16 protein-coding genes are annotated in these 15,222 nt (G+C 61.4%); 10 read left to right on the top strand and 6 right to left on the bottom strand.

Annotated elements, in window-relative coordinates; translation table 11 throughout:
* Positions 1 to 153: 153 nt before the first annotated feature.
* The 4 genes from NNA36_RS02950 to NNA36_RS02935 all read left to right on the top strand — a co-directional run bounded on the left by NNA36_RS02950 (position 154) and on the right by NNA36_RS02935 (position 2,785).
* Positions 154 to 942, top strand: coding sequence for an exodeoxyribonuclease III (locus NNA36_RS02950; protein WP_255104053.1), 789 nt, complete (start codon positions 154 to 156; stop codon positions 940 to 942).
* 74 nt (positions 943 to 1,016) lie between these two features.
* Positions 1,017 to 1,931, top strand: coding sequence for a co-chaperone YbbN (locus NNA36_RS02945; protein WP_255104051.1), 915 nt, complete (start codon positions 1,017 to 1,019; stop codon positions 1,929 to 1,931).
* Between the two features lie 27 nt (positions 1,932 to 1,958).
* A complete protein-coding gene (locus tag NNA36_RS02940) occupies positions 1,959 to 2,603 on the top strand; it encodes an LON peptidase substrate-binding domain-containing protein (protein WP_255104049.1) in 645 nt (214 codons plus the stop codon).
* The gene (locus tag NNA36_RS02935) at positions 2,600 to 2,785 is read left to right on the top strand and encodes a Trm112 family protein (RefSeq protein WP_255104047.1); all 186 of its coding nucleotides are present in this window, start codon (positions 2,600 to 2,602) and stop codon (positions 2,783 to 2,785) included. The genes NNA36_RS02940 and NNA36_RS02935 overlap by 4 nt, the downstream gene beginning before the upstream one ends.
* Here NNA36_RS02935 and NNA36_RS02930 read toward each other — a convergent pair.
* Positions 2,782 to 3,996: an FAD-dependent monooxygenase gene (locus NNA36_RS02930; protein ID WP_255104045.1), complete on the bottom strand. Its 1,215-nt coding sequence runs from the start codon at positions 3,994 to 3,996 to the stop codon at positions 2,782 to 2,784. The two genes, NNA36_RS02935 and NNA36_RS02930, sit on opposite strands and share 4 nt — an antisense overlap.
* A gap of 87 nt (positions 3,997 to 4,083) precedes the next feature.
* Here NNA36_RS02930 and NNA36_RS02925 point away from each other — a divergent pair, with 87 nt between their 5' ends.
* From NNA36_RS02925 to NNA36_RS02905, 5 genes are all read left to right on the top strand, one after another.
* The gene (locus NNA36_RS02925) at positions 4,084 to 5,415 is read left to right on the top strand and encodes an amidase (RefSeq protein WP_255104043.1); all 1,332 of its coding nucleotides are present in this window, start codon (positions 4,084 to 4,086) and stop codon (positions 5,413 to 5,415) included.
* A gap of 131 nt (positions 5,416 to 5,546) precedes the next feature.
* A complete protein-coding gene (locus NNA36_RS02920) occupies positions 5,547 to 6,722 on the top strand; it encodes an aminotransferase class I/II-fold pyridoxal phosphate-dependent enzyme (RefSeq protein WP_255104041.1) in 1,176 nt (391 codons plus the stop codon).
* Between the two features lie 19 nt (positions 6,723 to 6,741).
* Positions 6,742 to 9,588: a DNA translocase FtsK gene (locus NNA36_RS02915; protein ID WP_255104039.1), complete on the top strand. Its 2,847-nt coding sequence runs from the start codon at positions 6,742 to 6,744 to the stop codon at positions 9,586 to 9,588.
* A gap of 69 nt (positions 9,589 to 9,657) precedes the next feature.
* Positions 9,658 to 10,257, top strand: a complete 600-nt coding sequence (locus NNA36_RS02910) for an outer membrane lipoprotein carrier protein LolA (RefSeq protein ID WP_255104037.1) — start codon at positions 9,658 to 9,660, stop codon at positions 10,255 to 10,257.
* Positions 10,258 to 10,265: 8 nt separating this feature from the next.
* Positions 10,266 to 10,757 carry an ATP-binding protein gene (locus NNA36_RS02905; protein WP_255104035.1) on the top strand — a complete coding sequence of 164 codons (492 nt, stop codon included), beginning with the start codon at positions 10,266 to 10,268 and terminating at the stop codon, positions 10,755 to 10,757.
* On the opposite strand, the gene NNA36_RS02900 is transcribed toward NNA36_RS02905, so the two are convergent.
* Together NNA36_RS02900 and NNA36_RS02895 are read right to left on the bottom strand one after the other, a co-directional pair.
* Positions 10,754 to 11,338, bottom strand: coding sequence for a transglycosylase SLT domain-containing protein (locus NNA36_RS02900; RefSeq protein WP_255104033.1), 585 nt, complete (start codon positions 11,336 to 11,338; stop codon positions 10,754 to 10,756). The two genes, NNA36_RS02905 and NNA36_RS02900, sit on opposite strands and share 4 nt — an antisense overlap.
* Before the next feature lie 82 nt (positions 11,339 to 11,420).
* Positions 11,421 to 12,302 (bottom strand): AEC family transporter, encoded by an 882-nt coding sequence (locus NNA36_RS02895; protein ID WP_255104031.1) that lies wholly within the window; start codon positions 12,300 to 12,302, stop codon positions 11,421 to 11,423.
* A gap of 83 nt (positions 12,303 to 12,385) precedes the next feature.
* Between NNA36_RS02895 and hspQ the strand changes: the two genes are divergently transcribed.
* On the top strand, positions 12,386 to 12,712 hold the full coding sequence (gene hspQ / locus NNA36_RS02890) for a heat shock protein HspQ (protein WP_255104029.1): 327 nt from the start codon (positions 12,386 to 12,388) through the stop codon (positions 12,710 to 12,712).
* Positions 12,713 to 12,746: 34 nt separating this feature from the next.
* On the opposite strand, the gene NNA36_RS02885 is transcribed toward hspQ, so the two are convergent.
* From NNA36_RS02885 to NNA36_RS02875, 3 genes are read right to left on the bottom strand one after another with little or no spacing between them, the layout of a single operon-like run.
* The gene (locus NNA36_RS02885) at positions 12,747 to 13,127 is read right to left on the bottom strand and encodes a rhodanese-like domain-containing protein (protein WP_255104027.1); all 381 of its coding nucleotides are present in this window, start codon (positions 13,125 to 13,127) and stop codon (positions 12,747 to 12,749) included.
* Positions 13,128 to 13,130: 3 nt separating this feature from the next.
* On the bottom strand, positions 13,131 to 14,708 hold the full coding sequence (locus tag NNA36_RS02880; RefSeq protein WP_255104025.1) for a gamma-glutamyltransferase family protein: 1,578 nt from the start codon (positions 14,706 to 14,708) through the stop codon (positions 13,131 to 13,133).
* A gap of 56 nt (positions 14,709 to 14,764) precedes the next feature.
* On the bottom strand, positions 14,765 to 15,208 hold the full coding sequence (locus NNA36_RS02875; protein ID WP_255104023.1) for an ATP-binding protein: 444 nt from the start codon (positions 15,206 to 15,208) through the stop codon (positions 14,765 to 14,767).
* Positions 15,209 to 15,222: the final 14 nt, after the last annotated feature.

Genomic DNA, 15,222 nt, shown 5'->3' with positions numbered 1-15,222 from the left:
TCGCCGCAAAAGTCGAGGGTGCCGTTACGGCGCGGGGGCGGGTGCCTCCGGCGGGAGTATTTGGGCGTGCATTGAAGCAGGCGGTTTTCGCAATGGTAACCGGAGACGGGCGCGGTTAGGGTGGCGCGAGAGACGAGACACGGGAGCGCGCGCATGTCCTTTACCCTGGCCACCTGGAACATCAATTCGGTTCGCCTTCGCGAACCCATCGTTCTGAAGCTGATGGAGGAAGAGGCGCCTGACGTGTTGTGCCTTCAGGAATGCAAGAGCCCGGTCGACAAGATCCCGCTCGAGGGGTTCAAGGCGCTTGGTTACACCCACATGGTGGCACGCGGACAGAAGGGCTATAACGGTGTAGCGATCCTGTCGAAAATCCCGATGGAGGAAGCCGGCAGCGAGGATTTCGCCTCGCTTGGTCATGCGCGCCACATTGCGGGACGGCTTGAGAATGGTGTCACGGTGCACAACTTCTATGTGCCGGCAGGCGGCGACAAGCCGGATCGTGAGATCAACGAGAAGTTTGGCCAGAAGCTCGATTACCTGACCGAGATGCGGGATTGGTTTCATGCCAACACACCCGAGAAGGCAATCCTTGTCGGGGATCTGAACATTGCCCCGCGCGAGGATGATGTCTGGGATCACAAGAAGCTGTTGAAGATTGTCAGCCACACGCCGATCGAAGTTGAGCATCTTGCCCAAACGCAGGAGGCGGGAAACTGGGTGGATATCACCCGGCAGGATATTCCCGAGGGGCTTTTGTACAGCTGGTGGTCGTACCGTGCGCGGGATTGGGACGCCGCCGACAAGGGTCGCCGACTGGATCACGTCTGGGCGACGCCGGATATTTCCAACGCGGGCCATGGCAGTCGTATCCTGCGCGATGCGCGGGGCTGGGAAAAGCCGAGCGACCACGCGCCGGTGTTTGCAACCTTCGATCTATAAGGTCCGGCCCCTTGCGCCGATGCCTTCCATACGCCATCTAGGCGGCAAGCTGATATACAAACGGGAAACGAACCATGCTGGAACTTGGACAAGGCACTGCGGCCCCGGCGGGCGATCTGATCAAGGACGTCTCGGAAGCGGATTTCATGGTGGAGGTTGTCGAAGCCTCGCAGACGGTTCCCGTGATTGTCGACTTCTGGGCGCCCTGGTGCGGCCCCTGCAAGACGCTTGGTCCGGCGCTGGAAGCGGCGGTGACGGCGGCAGGTGGGGCCGTGAAGATGGCCAAGGTCAATGTTGACGAGAACCAGATGATTGCCGGCCAGATGCGGGTGCAGTCGATCCCGACGGTTTATGCCTTCTGGCAGGGCCAGCCGGTGGACGGATTCCAGGGCGCGGTGCCGCCGAGCGAGATCGAGGCCTTCGTCAAGCGCGTGATCGAGGCAGGCGGTGGCGAGGCCGACGGTGGCCTTGGCGATGCGCTGGCCGCGGCGGAAGAAATGCTCGAGGCCGGTGATGCACAGGGCGCGGGCGAGACCTTTGTGGCGATCATCCAGCAGGATCCGACGATGGCGGCGGCCTTTGGTGGTCTTGTGCGGGCCAATATCGCGCTGAATGCGCTGGACCAGGCGGATGCGGTTCTGGACGGGGTGCCATCCGATATGGCCAATGCACCGGAGATCGAGGCGGCGCGGGCGCAGCTTGAACTGGCGCGTCAGGCCGAGAATGCGGGCCCGGTGGCCGAGTTGCGGGCGGCGGTTGAAGCCAACCCTGCCGATCAGCAGGCCCGTTTCGACCTTGCGCAGGCATTGCACGCGGCTGGCGATGCAGAGGGCGCAGTGGCTGAATTGCTTGAGCTGTTCCGCCGGGATCGCGAATGGAACGACGGGGCCGCCAAGGCGCAGCTGTTCACCATCTTCGACGCGCTTCAGCCGAACGATCCTGTCGTGCTGAACGGACGTCGCAAGCTGAGTTCGCTGATATTTGCCTGATCGGAAAAGCGCGCTAAGCTCTTAGCCATGTTCAAGGCCTCCGATCTGCCCGAAACCATTGCGGTTTTTCCCCTGCCGGGGGCGTTGCTTTTGCCGCGCTCGCGACTGCCCCTGCATATCTTCGAGCCGCGTTATCTCACCATGCTGGACGACGCCCTGAAGACGCCGGGGCGGCTGATCGGGATGGTGCAGCCGAACGAGGTGCCGGGCCGCGAAGGTATTGGTTTGCAGACCATTGGCTGTGCCGGGCGGATCACGCAGTTTTCCGAGACCGAGGACCACCGCTATCTTATCACCCTCACGGGGATTTCCCGCTTTCGGGTGCAGAAAGAGGTGGAGGGGTTTCAACCCTACCGGCGCTGCGAGGTGAGCTGGGACGGGTTTGCCCGCGATCTTGGCCCGAAGGAACACGACGCTTGCTTTGATCGGCCCGGTTTTATGGGGTTGCTGAAGCGCTATTTCACCGCCTTGGATCTTTCGACGGATTGGGAAACGCTTCAGGACGCGGATGATGAGTTGCTGATCAACTCGCTGTCGATGCTTCTCGAGTTCGAGCCGGAAGACAAACAGGCGCTTTTGGAAGCGCCCTCATTGGCAACCCGGCGCGAAACGCTTATCACGCTGATCGAGTTCGCGCTGCGTGGCGGCGCCGGAGAGGATTTGATGCAATGAGTGAAACAACCCCGGAATTCGATCGTCGCATGCTTGAGGCGCTGATCTGCCCGCAGACACGTTCGACCCTGCGCTATGACGCGGAGAAGCAGGAGCTGGTCTCGGATGCGGCGAAACTGGCGTTTCCCATTCGCGCGGGCATTCCGGTCATGCTGATCGACGAAGCGCGCGTGATCGACTAGCGCATCAGCTCTGGAAGGTCACCCGTCAGGCCCGCGGCTTCGCGCATGAAGGTGCGGCGCAGGCGGGGGGAGGCGTTGACCAGCCCCATGCCTATGTCGCGCCCGATCCGCAGCAGCGGGTTGTCGTTGGAGAACAGTTTGTTGGTGAGGTCGGTGGCCGCCACCAGCGCGTGGGTGTCGAAGCGACGCCATTCCTGATAGCGCCCCAGCACGAGGATCGAGGCAAAGTCTTCGCCGCGGCGCTGGGCTTCGCTGAGGATCTGTACCAACGCACCCACATCGCGCAGACCGGCATTCAGGCCCTGTCCGGCGATCGGGTGCATCCCGTGGGCCGCGTCACCCACCAGTGCGATGCGCTCGGCGACGAACTCGTTGGCGACGGTCAGGTTGAGGGGATAGGTAAAGCGCGCCCCGGCCAGTTCGATCTTGCCGAGGAAATCCCCAAAGCGCGGGCGCAGGACGGCCATATAGTCTTCGTCGGACAAGGCATTGATACGCTTGGCGTTTTCGTCGGTCTCGCTCCAGACGATGGACGACATGTTGCCGGGAAGGGGCAGAATGGCCAGCGGGCCGGGCGGCATGAAGAACTGGTGTGCGATACCGCCGTGCGGCTTTTCATGCGCGATGGCGCAGACCAGCGCGGTCTGGCCGTATCCCCAGCCACTGCGCTTGATGCCGGCACGTTGGGCCACGCCGCTTTGGCGGCCATCGCAGCCCACCAAAAGGCGCGCACGGATGGTTTTGCCAGAGGCCAGCGTCGCGGTGACGCCGGTGGCATCCACCGCCTGATCGACAACGCTATCTTCGGTGATCTTGGTGATCGCCTCTTCCGCGCGCATGGCGTCAAGGAAGGCGCGATAGAGGAAGCGGTCTTCGAGCATATAGCCCATCGGACCTTCTTCCAGTTCGGCCTTGTCGAAGTGCAGGAAGAAAGGCGAGGGGCCTTCACCGGCGCGCCCGTCCGAAACCTTGATTTCGTTCATGGCCTGCGCGTTGTCACCGACGGGTTTCCAGACACCGATTGCATCCAGCAGCCGCTTGGAGGCCAATGCCAGCGCATAGCCGCGCCCGTCGAAATTGTCATCGGCGCGGGCCGTCTCGGGGCGGGCGTCAACAACGGTGACGGCAAAGCCCGCCTGTGCAAGACCAAGGGCCAGGGCAGGGCCATTCAGGCCGCCGCCAGCGATCAGGATATCGGTGTCATAGCTCATGCGCTCAATATGCGCGTGGAAACGGGATTGTCCATGCTGCGCGGGGTCGCTACCGTCGGTTGCGAGGAATTTTTCCGGGGGTGGAGCATGTTCGACTGGCTTGAGATGAGCGCGGCAGATCTGGGGCGCGGTATTGGCAATGGATCGATTGATCCGGTAGCGCTGACGCAGGCCTTTCTTGGGGCGATTGATAGCCACGATGCCCGCGACCGCATTTTCAGTGCAGTGACACACGACAGGGCAATGGCCGAAGCCGAAGCCGCCGCCGAGCGCGCGCGCGCCGGGCATCGCCTGTCGTTGCTGGACGGTGTGCCGATCAGTTGGAAAGACCTGTTCGACAGCGCCGGTGTCGCGACCGAAGCGGGATCAAAGCTCCTGGAGGGGCGGGTGCCCGCGCGGGATGCCGAGGTGCTTGCCAATGCCACGGCGCTGGGGCTGGTGTGCCTTGGCAAGACGCATATGTCGGAACTGGCTTTCTCAGGTCTTGGCCTCAACCCGATGACGGCGACGCCACCTTGTGTGAATGATCCAAAGGCGGTGCCGGGGGGATCATCCTCGGGCGCGGCGGCATCGGTGGCCTTTGGATTGTCTGCTGTCGGCGTGGGATCGGATACCGGCGGATCGGTGCGTATCCCGTCGGCCTGGAATGACCTCGTGGGCTTGAAAACCACCGAGGGACGGGTGTCGGCAAAGGGTGTTGTGCCGCTCTGCGAGAAGTTTGACACCGTCGGGCCGTTGTGCCGGACAGTGGAAGATGCCGCGCTGATGCTGGCCGTTCTCGAAGGCGGGCAGGCGGCAGACCTGCGGGGCGCAACACTCAAAGGCATGCGGTTTGCGGTTCTCGAAACCGGCGCAATGGACGATGTGCGCGAGGCCCCGCTGGCGGGCTTTACGCAGGCGGTGGACCGTCTCGAGGCAATGGGAGCCAAGGTGGAACGGATCGCGGCACCCGAAGTGGCCCGCGCTCTGGCGCTGTCGGGGCCGCTGTTCACGGCCGAGGCCTATGGAACGTGGCGCGACGTCATCGAATCGCAGCCCGACCTGATGTTCGATCAGGTCCTTGAACGGTTCCGGTCTGGTGCCGGGTTTGACGGGCCAACCTATGTTTCCGCCTGGCAGGAACTCGAATCCCTGCGCGCCACCTGGCATGCGCGGGTGGCCGGGTTTGATGCGGTTCTTTTGCCGACCTCGCCGATTCTACCGCCGGATGCAGAGCGCCTGATGCAAGATCAGGACTACTATGTCACCGAGAACCTGCTGGCGCTGCGCAACACGCGGATTGGCAACCTGATGGGCGTCTGCGGCATGTCGCTGCCCACGGGCGTGCCAAGCTGTGGCTTGATGATGCTTGGCGCGCCGATGGCCGAAGAACGCCTGTTGCGCGTGGCCGCGGCTGCCGAAACGGCACTGAGGGCCTGACACCCGCAACGGGCTGGCGCAAAAGCAACAACCGCCGTTCAAAAGGGCATTTTTCTGGACGAAGCGGCCTGCCTTGGGTAGTTTAGGGACAAACGGGGCGCCAATGATCCCGAACCTTGAGGCAGTTGAATATGTTTCCCGAGCGGTTTTCGAACCTTCCGGCTTATGCGTTTCCGCGCTTGCGCGCGCTATTGGACCATCACGCGCCGGGTGGTGATATTGTCCACATGACGATCGGTGAGCCGAAACACGCGTTTCCGGCCTGGGTGACCGATGTGATCGCGGACAATGCGGCGGGCTTCAACAAATACCCCCCGAATGACGGCTGCCCCGAGTTGCTGACGGCGATTTCCGGCTGGATCAACCGCCGCTATGGCGTGGCGGTGCCCGAGACGCAAATCATGGCGCTGAACGGCACGCGCGAGGGGCTTTACAATGCCGCGATGGCGCTGATCCCCGAGGAAAAGAACGGCCAACAGCCCGTGGTGCTGATGCCGAACCCCTTCTATCAGGTCTATGCCGTGGCGACGGTCTCGGTGAACGCCGAGCCGGTTTTCGTGAACGCCGTGGCCGAGAATGGCTTTATGCCGGATTACACCACGCTGGCACCCGAGGTGCTTGAGCGCGTGGCAGTAGCCTATATCTGTTCGCCGGCCAATCCGCAGGGCGCAGTGGCGACGCGGCAATACTGGCGCGACTTGATCGCGCTTGCCGAACAGTATGATTTCCGCATCTTCGCAGACGAGTGTTACTCGGAAATCTATCGCAATGAGGCCCCTTCGGGGGCATTGGAAGTGGCGCGTGAAGTGGGGGCTGATCCCGAGCGCGTGGTGATTTTTCATTCGCTGTCGAAACGGTCGAACCTGCCGGGGCTGCGTTCGGGGTTCGTTGCAGGCGGGCCAGAGTGCATCCGCCGCATCCGCCAGTTGCGGGCCTATTCCGGTGCGCCGCTGCCCCTGCCGCTGCAACTGGCGGCGGCAAAGGTCTGGGATGACGAGGCGCATGTGGAAGAGAACCGCCGCCTTTACCAGGAAAAATTCGCCATCGCCGACGAGGTGTTTGCCGATGTGCCCGGATACCAGAGCCCCGAGGCGGGGTTCTTCCTGTGGCTGCCGGTGGACGATGGTGAAGCGGCGGCCATGAAGGCCTGGACCGAGACCGGCATTCGGGTTCTGCCTGGCGCCTATCTCAGCCGCGATACAGAGGCCGGCAACCCCGGCAAAGGATATATCCGGGTCGCCTTGGTGGCCCCAAAAACCGAGGTGCGGGACGCGCTGATCACGTTGCGCGACTGCATCTACGGATAAGAAGAACGAGGGAACGAGTATGGCATATCAGGCGCGTGGACGAGACCCGCTCTTTGACAGCACAACACAGGCCGCGATTGAAAAACGCGGAAAGGAACTGATCGGCATCGCGCTCATCCTCCTCGGGTTGATGGCTGCGGCGATGGTGTTCTCCTATTCGCCAAACGACCCAAGCTGGCTTTCGGCGACCGATGCGCCGGTGGAAAACTGGATGGGGGCGTTGGGCGCGTCGATTGCAGCCCCGCTCTACATGATTGTCGGTGGCGGCAGCTGGGGGATCGCGCTGGTCCTGATCGCCTGGGGGCTGCGCTTCTCGCTTCATATCGGTGAGGAACGTGCGATGAACCGTGCGATCTTTGCCCCGATCGTTCTGGCCCTTGGCTCGGTCTATGCCTCGACTCTTGTTCCCGGAGACGGCTGGACCCACAGCTTTGGCCTTGGCGGTCTGTTCGGCGATACCGTGCTTGGTGCGATCCTGACTATCCTGCCGATTGGCGTGGGGTTTGGCGTCAAGATGATGTCGCTGGTGATGGGGCTAGGTTTTGTTGCATTGGCCCTTTTCGTGCTGGGCTTTACCCGCGAGGAACTGCGCAAGGTGGCGCGGTTCATGGTTGTGGGCGTGATCCTGTCCTATGCCTCGCTGATGACGCTTCTTGGCAAGGGCATGGGCGGAGCGGCACAGGCGGCGCAACGTGCGCAGGCCCGTCGTCAGGAGCGCAAGGCCGAGGCAGAGGCGCAGGCACAGACCGTTGCCGCGTCCGCTGCGCCCGAGGTCGTCGCAGCAGAACCCGCCCGTGAAGAGGTGATCGAGAAGCCGGGTATCCTCAAGCGGATGCCTGCCCTGATCAAGCGCGCGCCGGAACCGATGCCCGAGCCGGAACTGGTGGAAAACATCTTTGTCGAGGACATCGCAGACGCGCCGGGGGATGATCGTATCCGCGCCAAGATTGCCGATGTCATTCGCCACCGCAAAGCGCAGGAACAGGCCGCGCAGGATGTCGAGATTGACATCGAAGATGCCACGCCGCTGACCCGTGGCCGTGGTCGCGGCCCCGATCCGTTGATCCTTGACCCGATGCCGCACGGCGAACTGCCACCCGAGCCGCCGCTGACCGCCGCCTTCGCTGCGCCGATGGCCGAGGATGTGCCGCTGGTTGAGGATTTCATCGACAGCGAACCGGAACAGGCCCTGCCGCTCGAGCCGGTGGTGACACCGCCCGTGACAAGCGCCGCGATCCCGATGCAGGAACCCAAGAAGGTTGTGCAACCGCGCAGCCAGAAGCCTGTGCAACCGTCGACCCGTGCCAAGGCCGAGGCGCAACCGTCGCTGAACTTTGACGAGAACAGCGTTGAATACGAACTGCCGCCACTGAACCTGCTGGCGAACCCGATGGACATTCAGCGTCATCACCTGAGTGACGAGGCGCTGGAAGAAAATGCCCGTATGCTTGAGACCGTTCTTGATGACTATGGCGTCAAGGGCGAGATCGTCAGCGTGCGTCCTGGCCCCGTCGTCACCATGTACGAACTCGAACCCGCGCCGGGCCTCAAGGCCAGCCGCGTGATTGGTCTGGCCGACGATATCGCCCGCTCGATGAGCGCCCTGTCGGCGCGTGTTTCCACCGTGCCGGGCCGCAGCGTGATCGGGATCGAACTGCCGAACGAGAACCGCGAGAAGGTGGTGCTGCGCGAGATCCTCTCGGCGCGTGACTTTGGCGACACCAACATGAAACTGCCGCTGGCGCTGGGCAAGGACATTGGCGGTGACCCGGTTGTGGCCAACCTTGCCAAGATGCCTCACCTGTTGATTGCCGGGACCACCGGTTCGGGTAAGTCGGTTGCGATCAACACCATGATCCTGTCGTTGCTTTATCGCCTGACACCGGAAGAATGCCGGATGATCATGATCGACCCGAAGATGCTTGAACTGAGTGTCTATGATGGCATTCCGCACCTGCTTTCGCCGGTTGTGACCGACCCCAAGAAGGCGGTTGTTGCCCTCAAGTGGGTCGTCGGCGAGATGGAAGAACGCTATCGCAAGATGTCCAAGATGGGCGTGCGGAACATCGACGGCTATAACAGCCGCGTGAAAGACGCGCTCGACAAGGGCGACATGTTCTCGCGGACGGTGCAGACCGGCTTTGATGACGAGACCGGTGAACCGGTGTTCGAGACCGAGGAATTCGCCCCCGAGAAGATGCCCTATATCGTCGTGATCGTGGACGAGATGGCCGACCTGATGATGGTCGCGGGCAAGGAAATCGAAGCCTGCATTCAGCGTCTGGCCCAGATGGCGCGTGCCTCTGGCATTCACATCATCATGGCCACTCAGCGCCCCTCGGTCGACGTGATCACCGGCACGATCAAGGCCAACTTCCCGACCCGGATTTCCTTCCAGGTGACCTCGAAAGTGGACAGCCGCACGATCCTTGGCGAAATGGGGGCCGAACAGCTTCTGGGCATGGGGGACATGCTGTACATGGCGGGCGGTGCCAAGATCACCCGCTGCCACGGACCCTTTGTCAGCGACGAGGAAGTCGAAGAGATCGTGAACCATCTCAAGAGCTTTGGCGCGCCGGACTACGTTGGTGGCGTGGTCGAAGGGCCGGATGATGACAAGGCCAGCAACATTGATGCGGTTCTGGGGCTGTCGACCGGTGGCAACACCGATGCCGAGGATGCGCTTTATGACACGGCGGTTGCCATCGTCATCAAGGATCGCAAGTGTTCGACCTCTTACATCCAGCGCAAGCTGTCGATCGGCTACAACAAGGCAGCGCGTCTTGTGGAGCAGATGGAAGAAGAGGGGCTGGTCAGCCCGGCCAACCACGTTGGCAAACGCGAAATCCTGGTGCCCGAGCAATAAGGTGCCGACACACGAGACAGTGAGCGCCGCCGGGGTGTATTTCCGGCGGCGATTGCATATCTAGGGGGTATGAAAATGTTGCGATTTCTGAGCGTACCCGTGCTGAGCCTTGCATTGGCGATGCCTGCCTTTGCAGACAAGCTGCCCTTGTCCGAGGTCTCTGACTACCTGAACGACCTGAAGACGGCCGAGGCCAAGTTCACCCAGATCAACGACGATGGGTCGGTCTCGACAGGGCGGGTCTTTATCAAGCGTCCCGGCCGTGTTCGTTTCGAATACGATCCACCGGAAAAGGCGATGGTTCTGGCCAGTGCCAATACGGTTGCGATCTTTGATGGCCGGTCCAACCAACCGCCCGAAACCTATCCTTTGGGGCGCACGCCGTTGTCGGTTATCCTTGCCCGGAACGTTGATCTGGCGCGCGCCAACATGGTTGTCGGGCACGCCTATGATGGCACCGCCACGGTGGTGACCGCGCAAGACCCCGAGCATCCGGAATATGGCAGCATCGAAATGGTCTTTACCGGTGATCCGGTCGAGTTGCGCCAGTGGGTGATCAACGACAATTCCGGCGGTCGCACGACAGTGATCCTTGGCGAGATGCACACCGGCATGTCTTTGAAAAATTCGCTGTTCAACATCGACTTGCATCTGCCTCACAACAACTAGGCCCTGTCATGACCGCCACGTTGCATATCCTTGTCGGCAAGATTGCATCGGGAAAGTCGACGCTTGCCGCCGAACTGGGGCAGGCGCCGGCGACGGTTGTCCTGAGCGAAGATGAATGGCTTGCGGCGCTTTATGGGCCAGAGATGCGCAGCATCGAAGATTTCGTGCGCAACTCGCGTCGTCTGCGGGGCGTGATGGGGCCGCATATCCTGCGGCTCTTGCACTCTGGTGTCTCGGTGGTTCTGGATTTTCAGGCCAATACCCTGCCCGCAAGGGCCTGGATGAAGGGCCTTGTCGACGATGCCGGGGTGGCGCATTTGCTGCACTATCTGGATGTGCCGGACGACATATGCCGGGCGCGGATGCATGCCCGAAACGCGAGCGGGGATCACCCGTTTGCGCCGGACGATGCGCAGTTCGATGCGATCACCCGCCACTTTGTTGCGCCAAAGCCCGAAGAGGGCTTTGACATCAAGACGTATAAAGACGACTGGGATTAGAGCTTGCGGCAGTTGCGAAGTTGCGCGCGGTACATCTGCGAACGGTTTTCCACCTCTTGCGAGACACGCACCAGCCAGGATTTGCGACGCCAGGTCCCACGGCTATAGCCGGTATGGCCTTCGTGATAGGCAAGGTACTGGTGACGCGCATTGGTCAGCGAGATGCCGTTGCGATTGCGGGTTTCCGTCATGTACCAGCCGATGAAATCCGACGCGTCGCGAATGTTGTTGCGCTTGGCGCTGCGGCTGCGGGTTTCCTTCTGGTACTGCTTCCAAGTGGCATCCAGTGCCTGGGCGTACCCGTAGGCGCTTGACTGACGTCCCATCGGCAGCACGCCCAGAACGTATTTGTAGGGCGTCCGGGCGTCGGACTTGAATTTGCTTTCCTGGTAAATGAACGCCATCTGCACGTTGATCGGCACACCCCACTTGCGCTGGGTCGCCTTGAAGGCACGCTCGTAGGTGGGACGCTGCCGCAGGATCGAACAAGCATCATTCAGATTGCGCGGCGCGCTGTCGTATCCGCCGCCGCAAGCTGCAAGCAACAGAAGAAGTGTCAGGGCGCGAAAGTGTCTGCTCATGGCCTCTCGCCTTATAGGTGTATTCTTTGTTTGCCTGCATTCTACCGGATCAGACCGAGAGGGCAAATCACATTCCTGCGGTTCAGAGCAGGAGGCCCAGCAAAAGCGGCAGACCTGCCACGGATACCAGCGTTGAAACGACGACGAAGCCCGCGACTGATTGAGCGTCGGCGCCATATTTCTCGGCCAGAAGGTAAGCGGTGACGGCAACGGGTGTTGCGATTTGCAGGACAAGCACACCAAAAGAGATGTCGTCGAGATTGAAGGCGAGGCCAATGCCCCAGGCAATCGCCGCGCAGACAACCAGCTTGATGATCGACAGCACGATCGCCGTCGACACCCGCCCCGGGCTGAGGCGGCCAACAGCCACTCCAAGGGTAATCAGCATCATCGGAATCGCCATCTGTCCCGCAAGATCCAGCGTGTTGGTCAGGAACCGCGGGGTTTCCCAACCCTGCCACAGGAACAGCGCCCCCAGAAGCGTCGCGCCGATCATCGGTTCCTTGAGGATTTTCAGAAACGATCCGCGCCCCGCGACCAGCCAGATGCCAAAGGTGAAGGACAGAACCGCGCTGACCGCGAGAAGAACAACCGCGCGTTCTAGGCCCGGCTGCCCAAAGGCAAAAAGCGCAAGGGGAATGCCAAGATTGCCGGTGTTGCCGAAGATGAAGGGCGCAAGGTAGGTGCGCAGGTTCATGCCAAGCGCCTTGAACAGGACCCAGCCCGCCACGCCCACCGCAGCATAGGCACAGATCGAGGCCAGCGTCAGGTTGAACAGGGCCCCCAGATCGGCTTCGGTTTTCATCAGTGCGGTGAAGATCAGACAGGGGACAGCCAGCGTCATGGCAAGGCGTGTCACGAACTCGATCCGGTATTCGAATCCGGCTCGAACCCAGACGAAACCCACCCCCGCGAGCAGGAAAACGGGCGACACTATCTCCAAGACTGTCAAAGCAAGGTTCACAGACTGTTTCCTCGAAAATTGTGCCTAGAGTTGGACAAGTCCCCCTTGAAAGGGATACCGTTGAGGGGTAGGGGCTGCAAGCTATGTTGAAGACACGCGCAAAATATCACCTTGGCCAGATCGTTCGCCACCGGAAGCATCCGTTCCGCGGCGTGGTGTTCGATGTCGATCCGGAATTCTCGAATACCGAAGAGTGGTATGACGCGATTCCCGAGGACAGCCGGCCGCGCAAGGAGCAGCCGTTCTATCACCTGCTGGCCGAGAATGATCACACCTATTATGTGGCCTATGTGTCCGAGCAGAACCTGATCGCCGACTATTCGGGCGAACCGGTGGACCACCCTGACATCGGGGATCTGTTTGGTCCGTTCGAAGACGGGCAGTATCCGCTGCACTTCCAGCTGAATTGACGAAAGGCGGCCCGGAGCCGCCTTTTTTGTTGGTCTATTCGACAGGGCGCCCCTGTTTCTTCCAGGACCCGAAACCGCCTTCCATCTCGGCGATGTTCTCGACACCGATGTCCTGAAGCGCCTTCACGGCGAGTGCCGACCGCCATGCGCCAGCGCAGAACAGGATCAGAGTCTTGTCGGTATCAAAGACCGGCTTGTGATAGGGGCTTTCCGGGTCGATCCAGAATTCCAGCATGCCCCGAGGGCCGTGAACGGCGCCGGGCATCCGGCCTTCCCGCTCAAGTTCGCGAATGTCGCGAATGTCGACAAACATCGCTTCTCCGGCGTCGACCATCGCCTGCGCCTTGTCCTGATCCAAGGTCGTGATTTCTTTCTTTGCCTCTTCGACGAGGGTTTTCACGGGTGTAATTGCCATGTCTCAATATCCTATTGCGCAGCCATCTTTGCGGGGGTCCGACGCGCCGACAAGCACGCCGTTGTCATCAATGCGGATCGCCTGTGCGCCGCCAATCGGGCCGTCGGGAATGCTCACCTTATGGCCCATGTCTGCCAGTTCCTGACGCACCGAATTGGAATAGCCTTTCTCTACTTTCATGTCGCCCGCGTCCGAGAAGGCGCGCGGAGCGTCGATGGCAGCCTGCGGGTCCATATCGAAATCAACAAGGTTCGAAACAAACCGGGCATGTCCGTTGGGCTGATAGGCGCCGCCCATGACCCCAAAGGGCATGGTCACGCGGCCATTCTGGCGCAGCATTCCGGGAATAATTGTGTGCATCGGGCGTTTGCCGCCTGCCATCTCGTTCGGGTGCCCCTCTTCAAGGGTAAAGCCCGCGCCCCGGTTCTGCAGCAGGATGCCGAACTTTTCCGTGGCAATACCCGAGCCGAAGCCATGAAAGATCGAGTAGATCAGCGAAACGGCCATGCGGTCGCGATCAACCACCGTGATATAGATCGTATCCTTGTGCACCGCCTCGGTCAGTTTTGCCGGATTCGGCATGGCCTGTTTCAGGTCGATCAGCGCGGCAAGCTCGGCCGCGGTTTCCGGCGCAAGCATATAGTCCAGCCGTGCGCTCGCATCCGGATCGGCAAGGAACCTGTTGCGCGCATCATAGGCAAGCTTTGCCGCTTCGGCCTCGACATGGGCACGCATCGTGCCAAACGGAGCCATACCAGCGATGTCGAAATGGCGCAGGATGTTGAGCATCAGGATCGCCGTTGCCCCCTGTCCGTTCGGCGGATGTTCAACCAGTTCGGTATCCCCGTAGACGCCAGAGACGGGGGTGGTTTCCATGCCCTTGGTTGCCGCGAAATCCCCGGCGGTTTGGACGCCACCAAGGGCGTTCAGGGCCGCGATCATGTCTTCGGCGATTTCACCCTCGTAAAACGCATCGCGCCCCTTGGCAGCGATCCGGCGCAGCACTTCGGCCTGACCGGGGCTGCGGAACATCTGGCCAATTTGTGGAACCTTGCCGTCGATCAGATAATGCTGGCGTGCGGCCCCCTGAAGGGTCGCTTCGGCAGCGTTCCAGTCAAAGGCAACGCGCGGCGCAACCGGAACACCCTCCTCGGCATAGTGGATCGAGGGGGCAAGAATGGCCTCAAGGCCCAGTTTGCCGTGTGCCTCGGACAGTTGGCAAAAAGCGTCAATTGCACCGGGGATCGTCACCGCTTCGGGGCCCATGAGCGGCACCGTGGTTTCGCCACGCGCACGCAGGTCAGCGGCACTGGCCTTGGCAGGGGCGCGCCCTGATCCGTTGAACGCCTTGATGTCGTTGCTTCCGGGCGGCGTGAACAGGACGAAACAGTCGCCCCCAATGCCGGTCATCTGTGGTTCGCAAATGCCAAGCAGCACCGCGCCCGCAATGGCCGCGTCCATCGCGTTGCCGCCGCGTTTCAGAATGTCGATGGCGGTCTGGGCCGCCAATGGGTGCGATGTTGCGCACATCCCGTTGGCGGCGAATACTGCCGACCGTCCGGGCAAATGGAAATCCCTCATGAAGTCTCCCCTTCTCTCCACGAAGGGACTTTAGGGCGCAGTCTTGGGTTTGCCAATCACGTCGGGTGTGACGTCGCGACCGAGAAGTAGAGGATGTTGTTGGTCGCGATCCTTTCATAGTGCAGATCACGGGCCAGCATATGCACCAAGGCCCAGCCGAAGCCACCCTCGGGGAGATCGTGGAACGCGGTGTTGAGGCATGGCAAGCGCGGGCCGGGCACCCTGCCATCGGGCATCGCATCACCGTTGTCGCATACCGCAAAGCGCAGCATGTCCTCCCGCGGTTCACAGTTGAGCTGAATTACGCCTTCACCCGCTTCCTGTAGGGCGTGCTCGACAACATTGTTGAGGATTTCCGCCAGAACGATTTCGATCTGGCCCGCCGCATCGCCAGTGATGCCGATGTGACCAAGGTAGCTACGCATCTTCAGCAGCGCCCCGCGCACATCCTTGGCGGAACTTGGAAACTGAAGCGAGAATTCAGGGGCAAAACTGTCCATCGTGTCCTGTTGGA

It is taken from the genome of Shimia sp. CNT1-13L.2, assembly GCF_024331145.1.
Taxonomy (GTDB): domain Bacteria; phylum Pseudomonadota; class Alphaproteobacteria; order Rhodobacterales; family Rhodobacteraceae; genus Shimia.
Note: the sequence above shows the minus strand (reverse complement) of the source record. Positions and strands in the feature narration are given on the sequence as shown.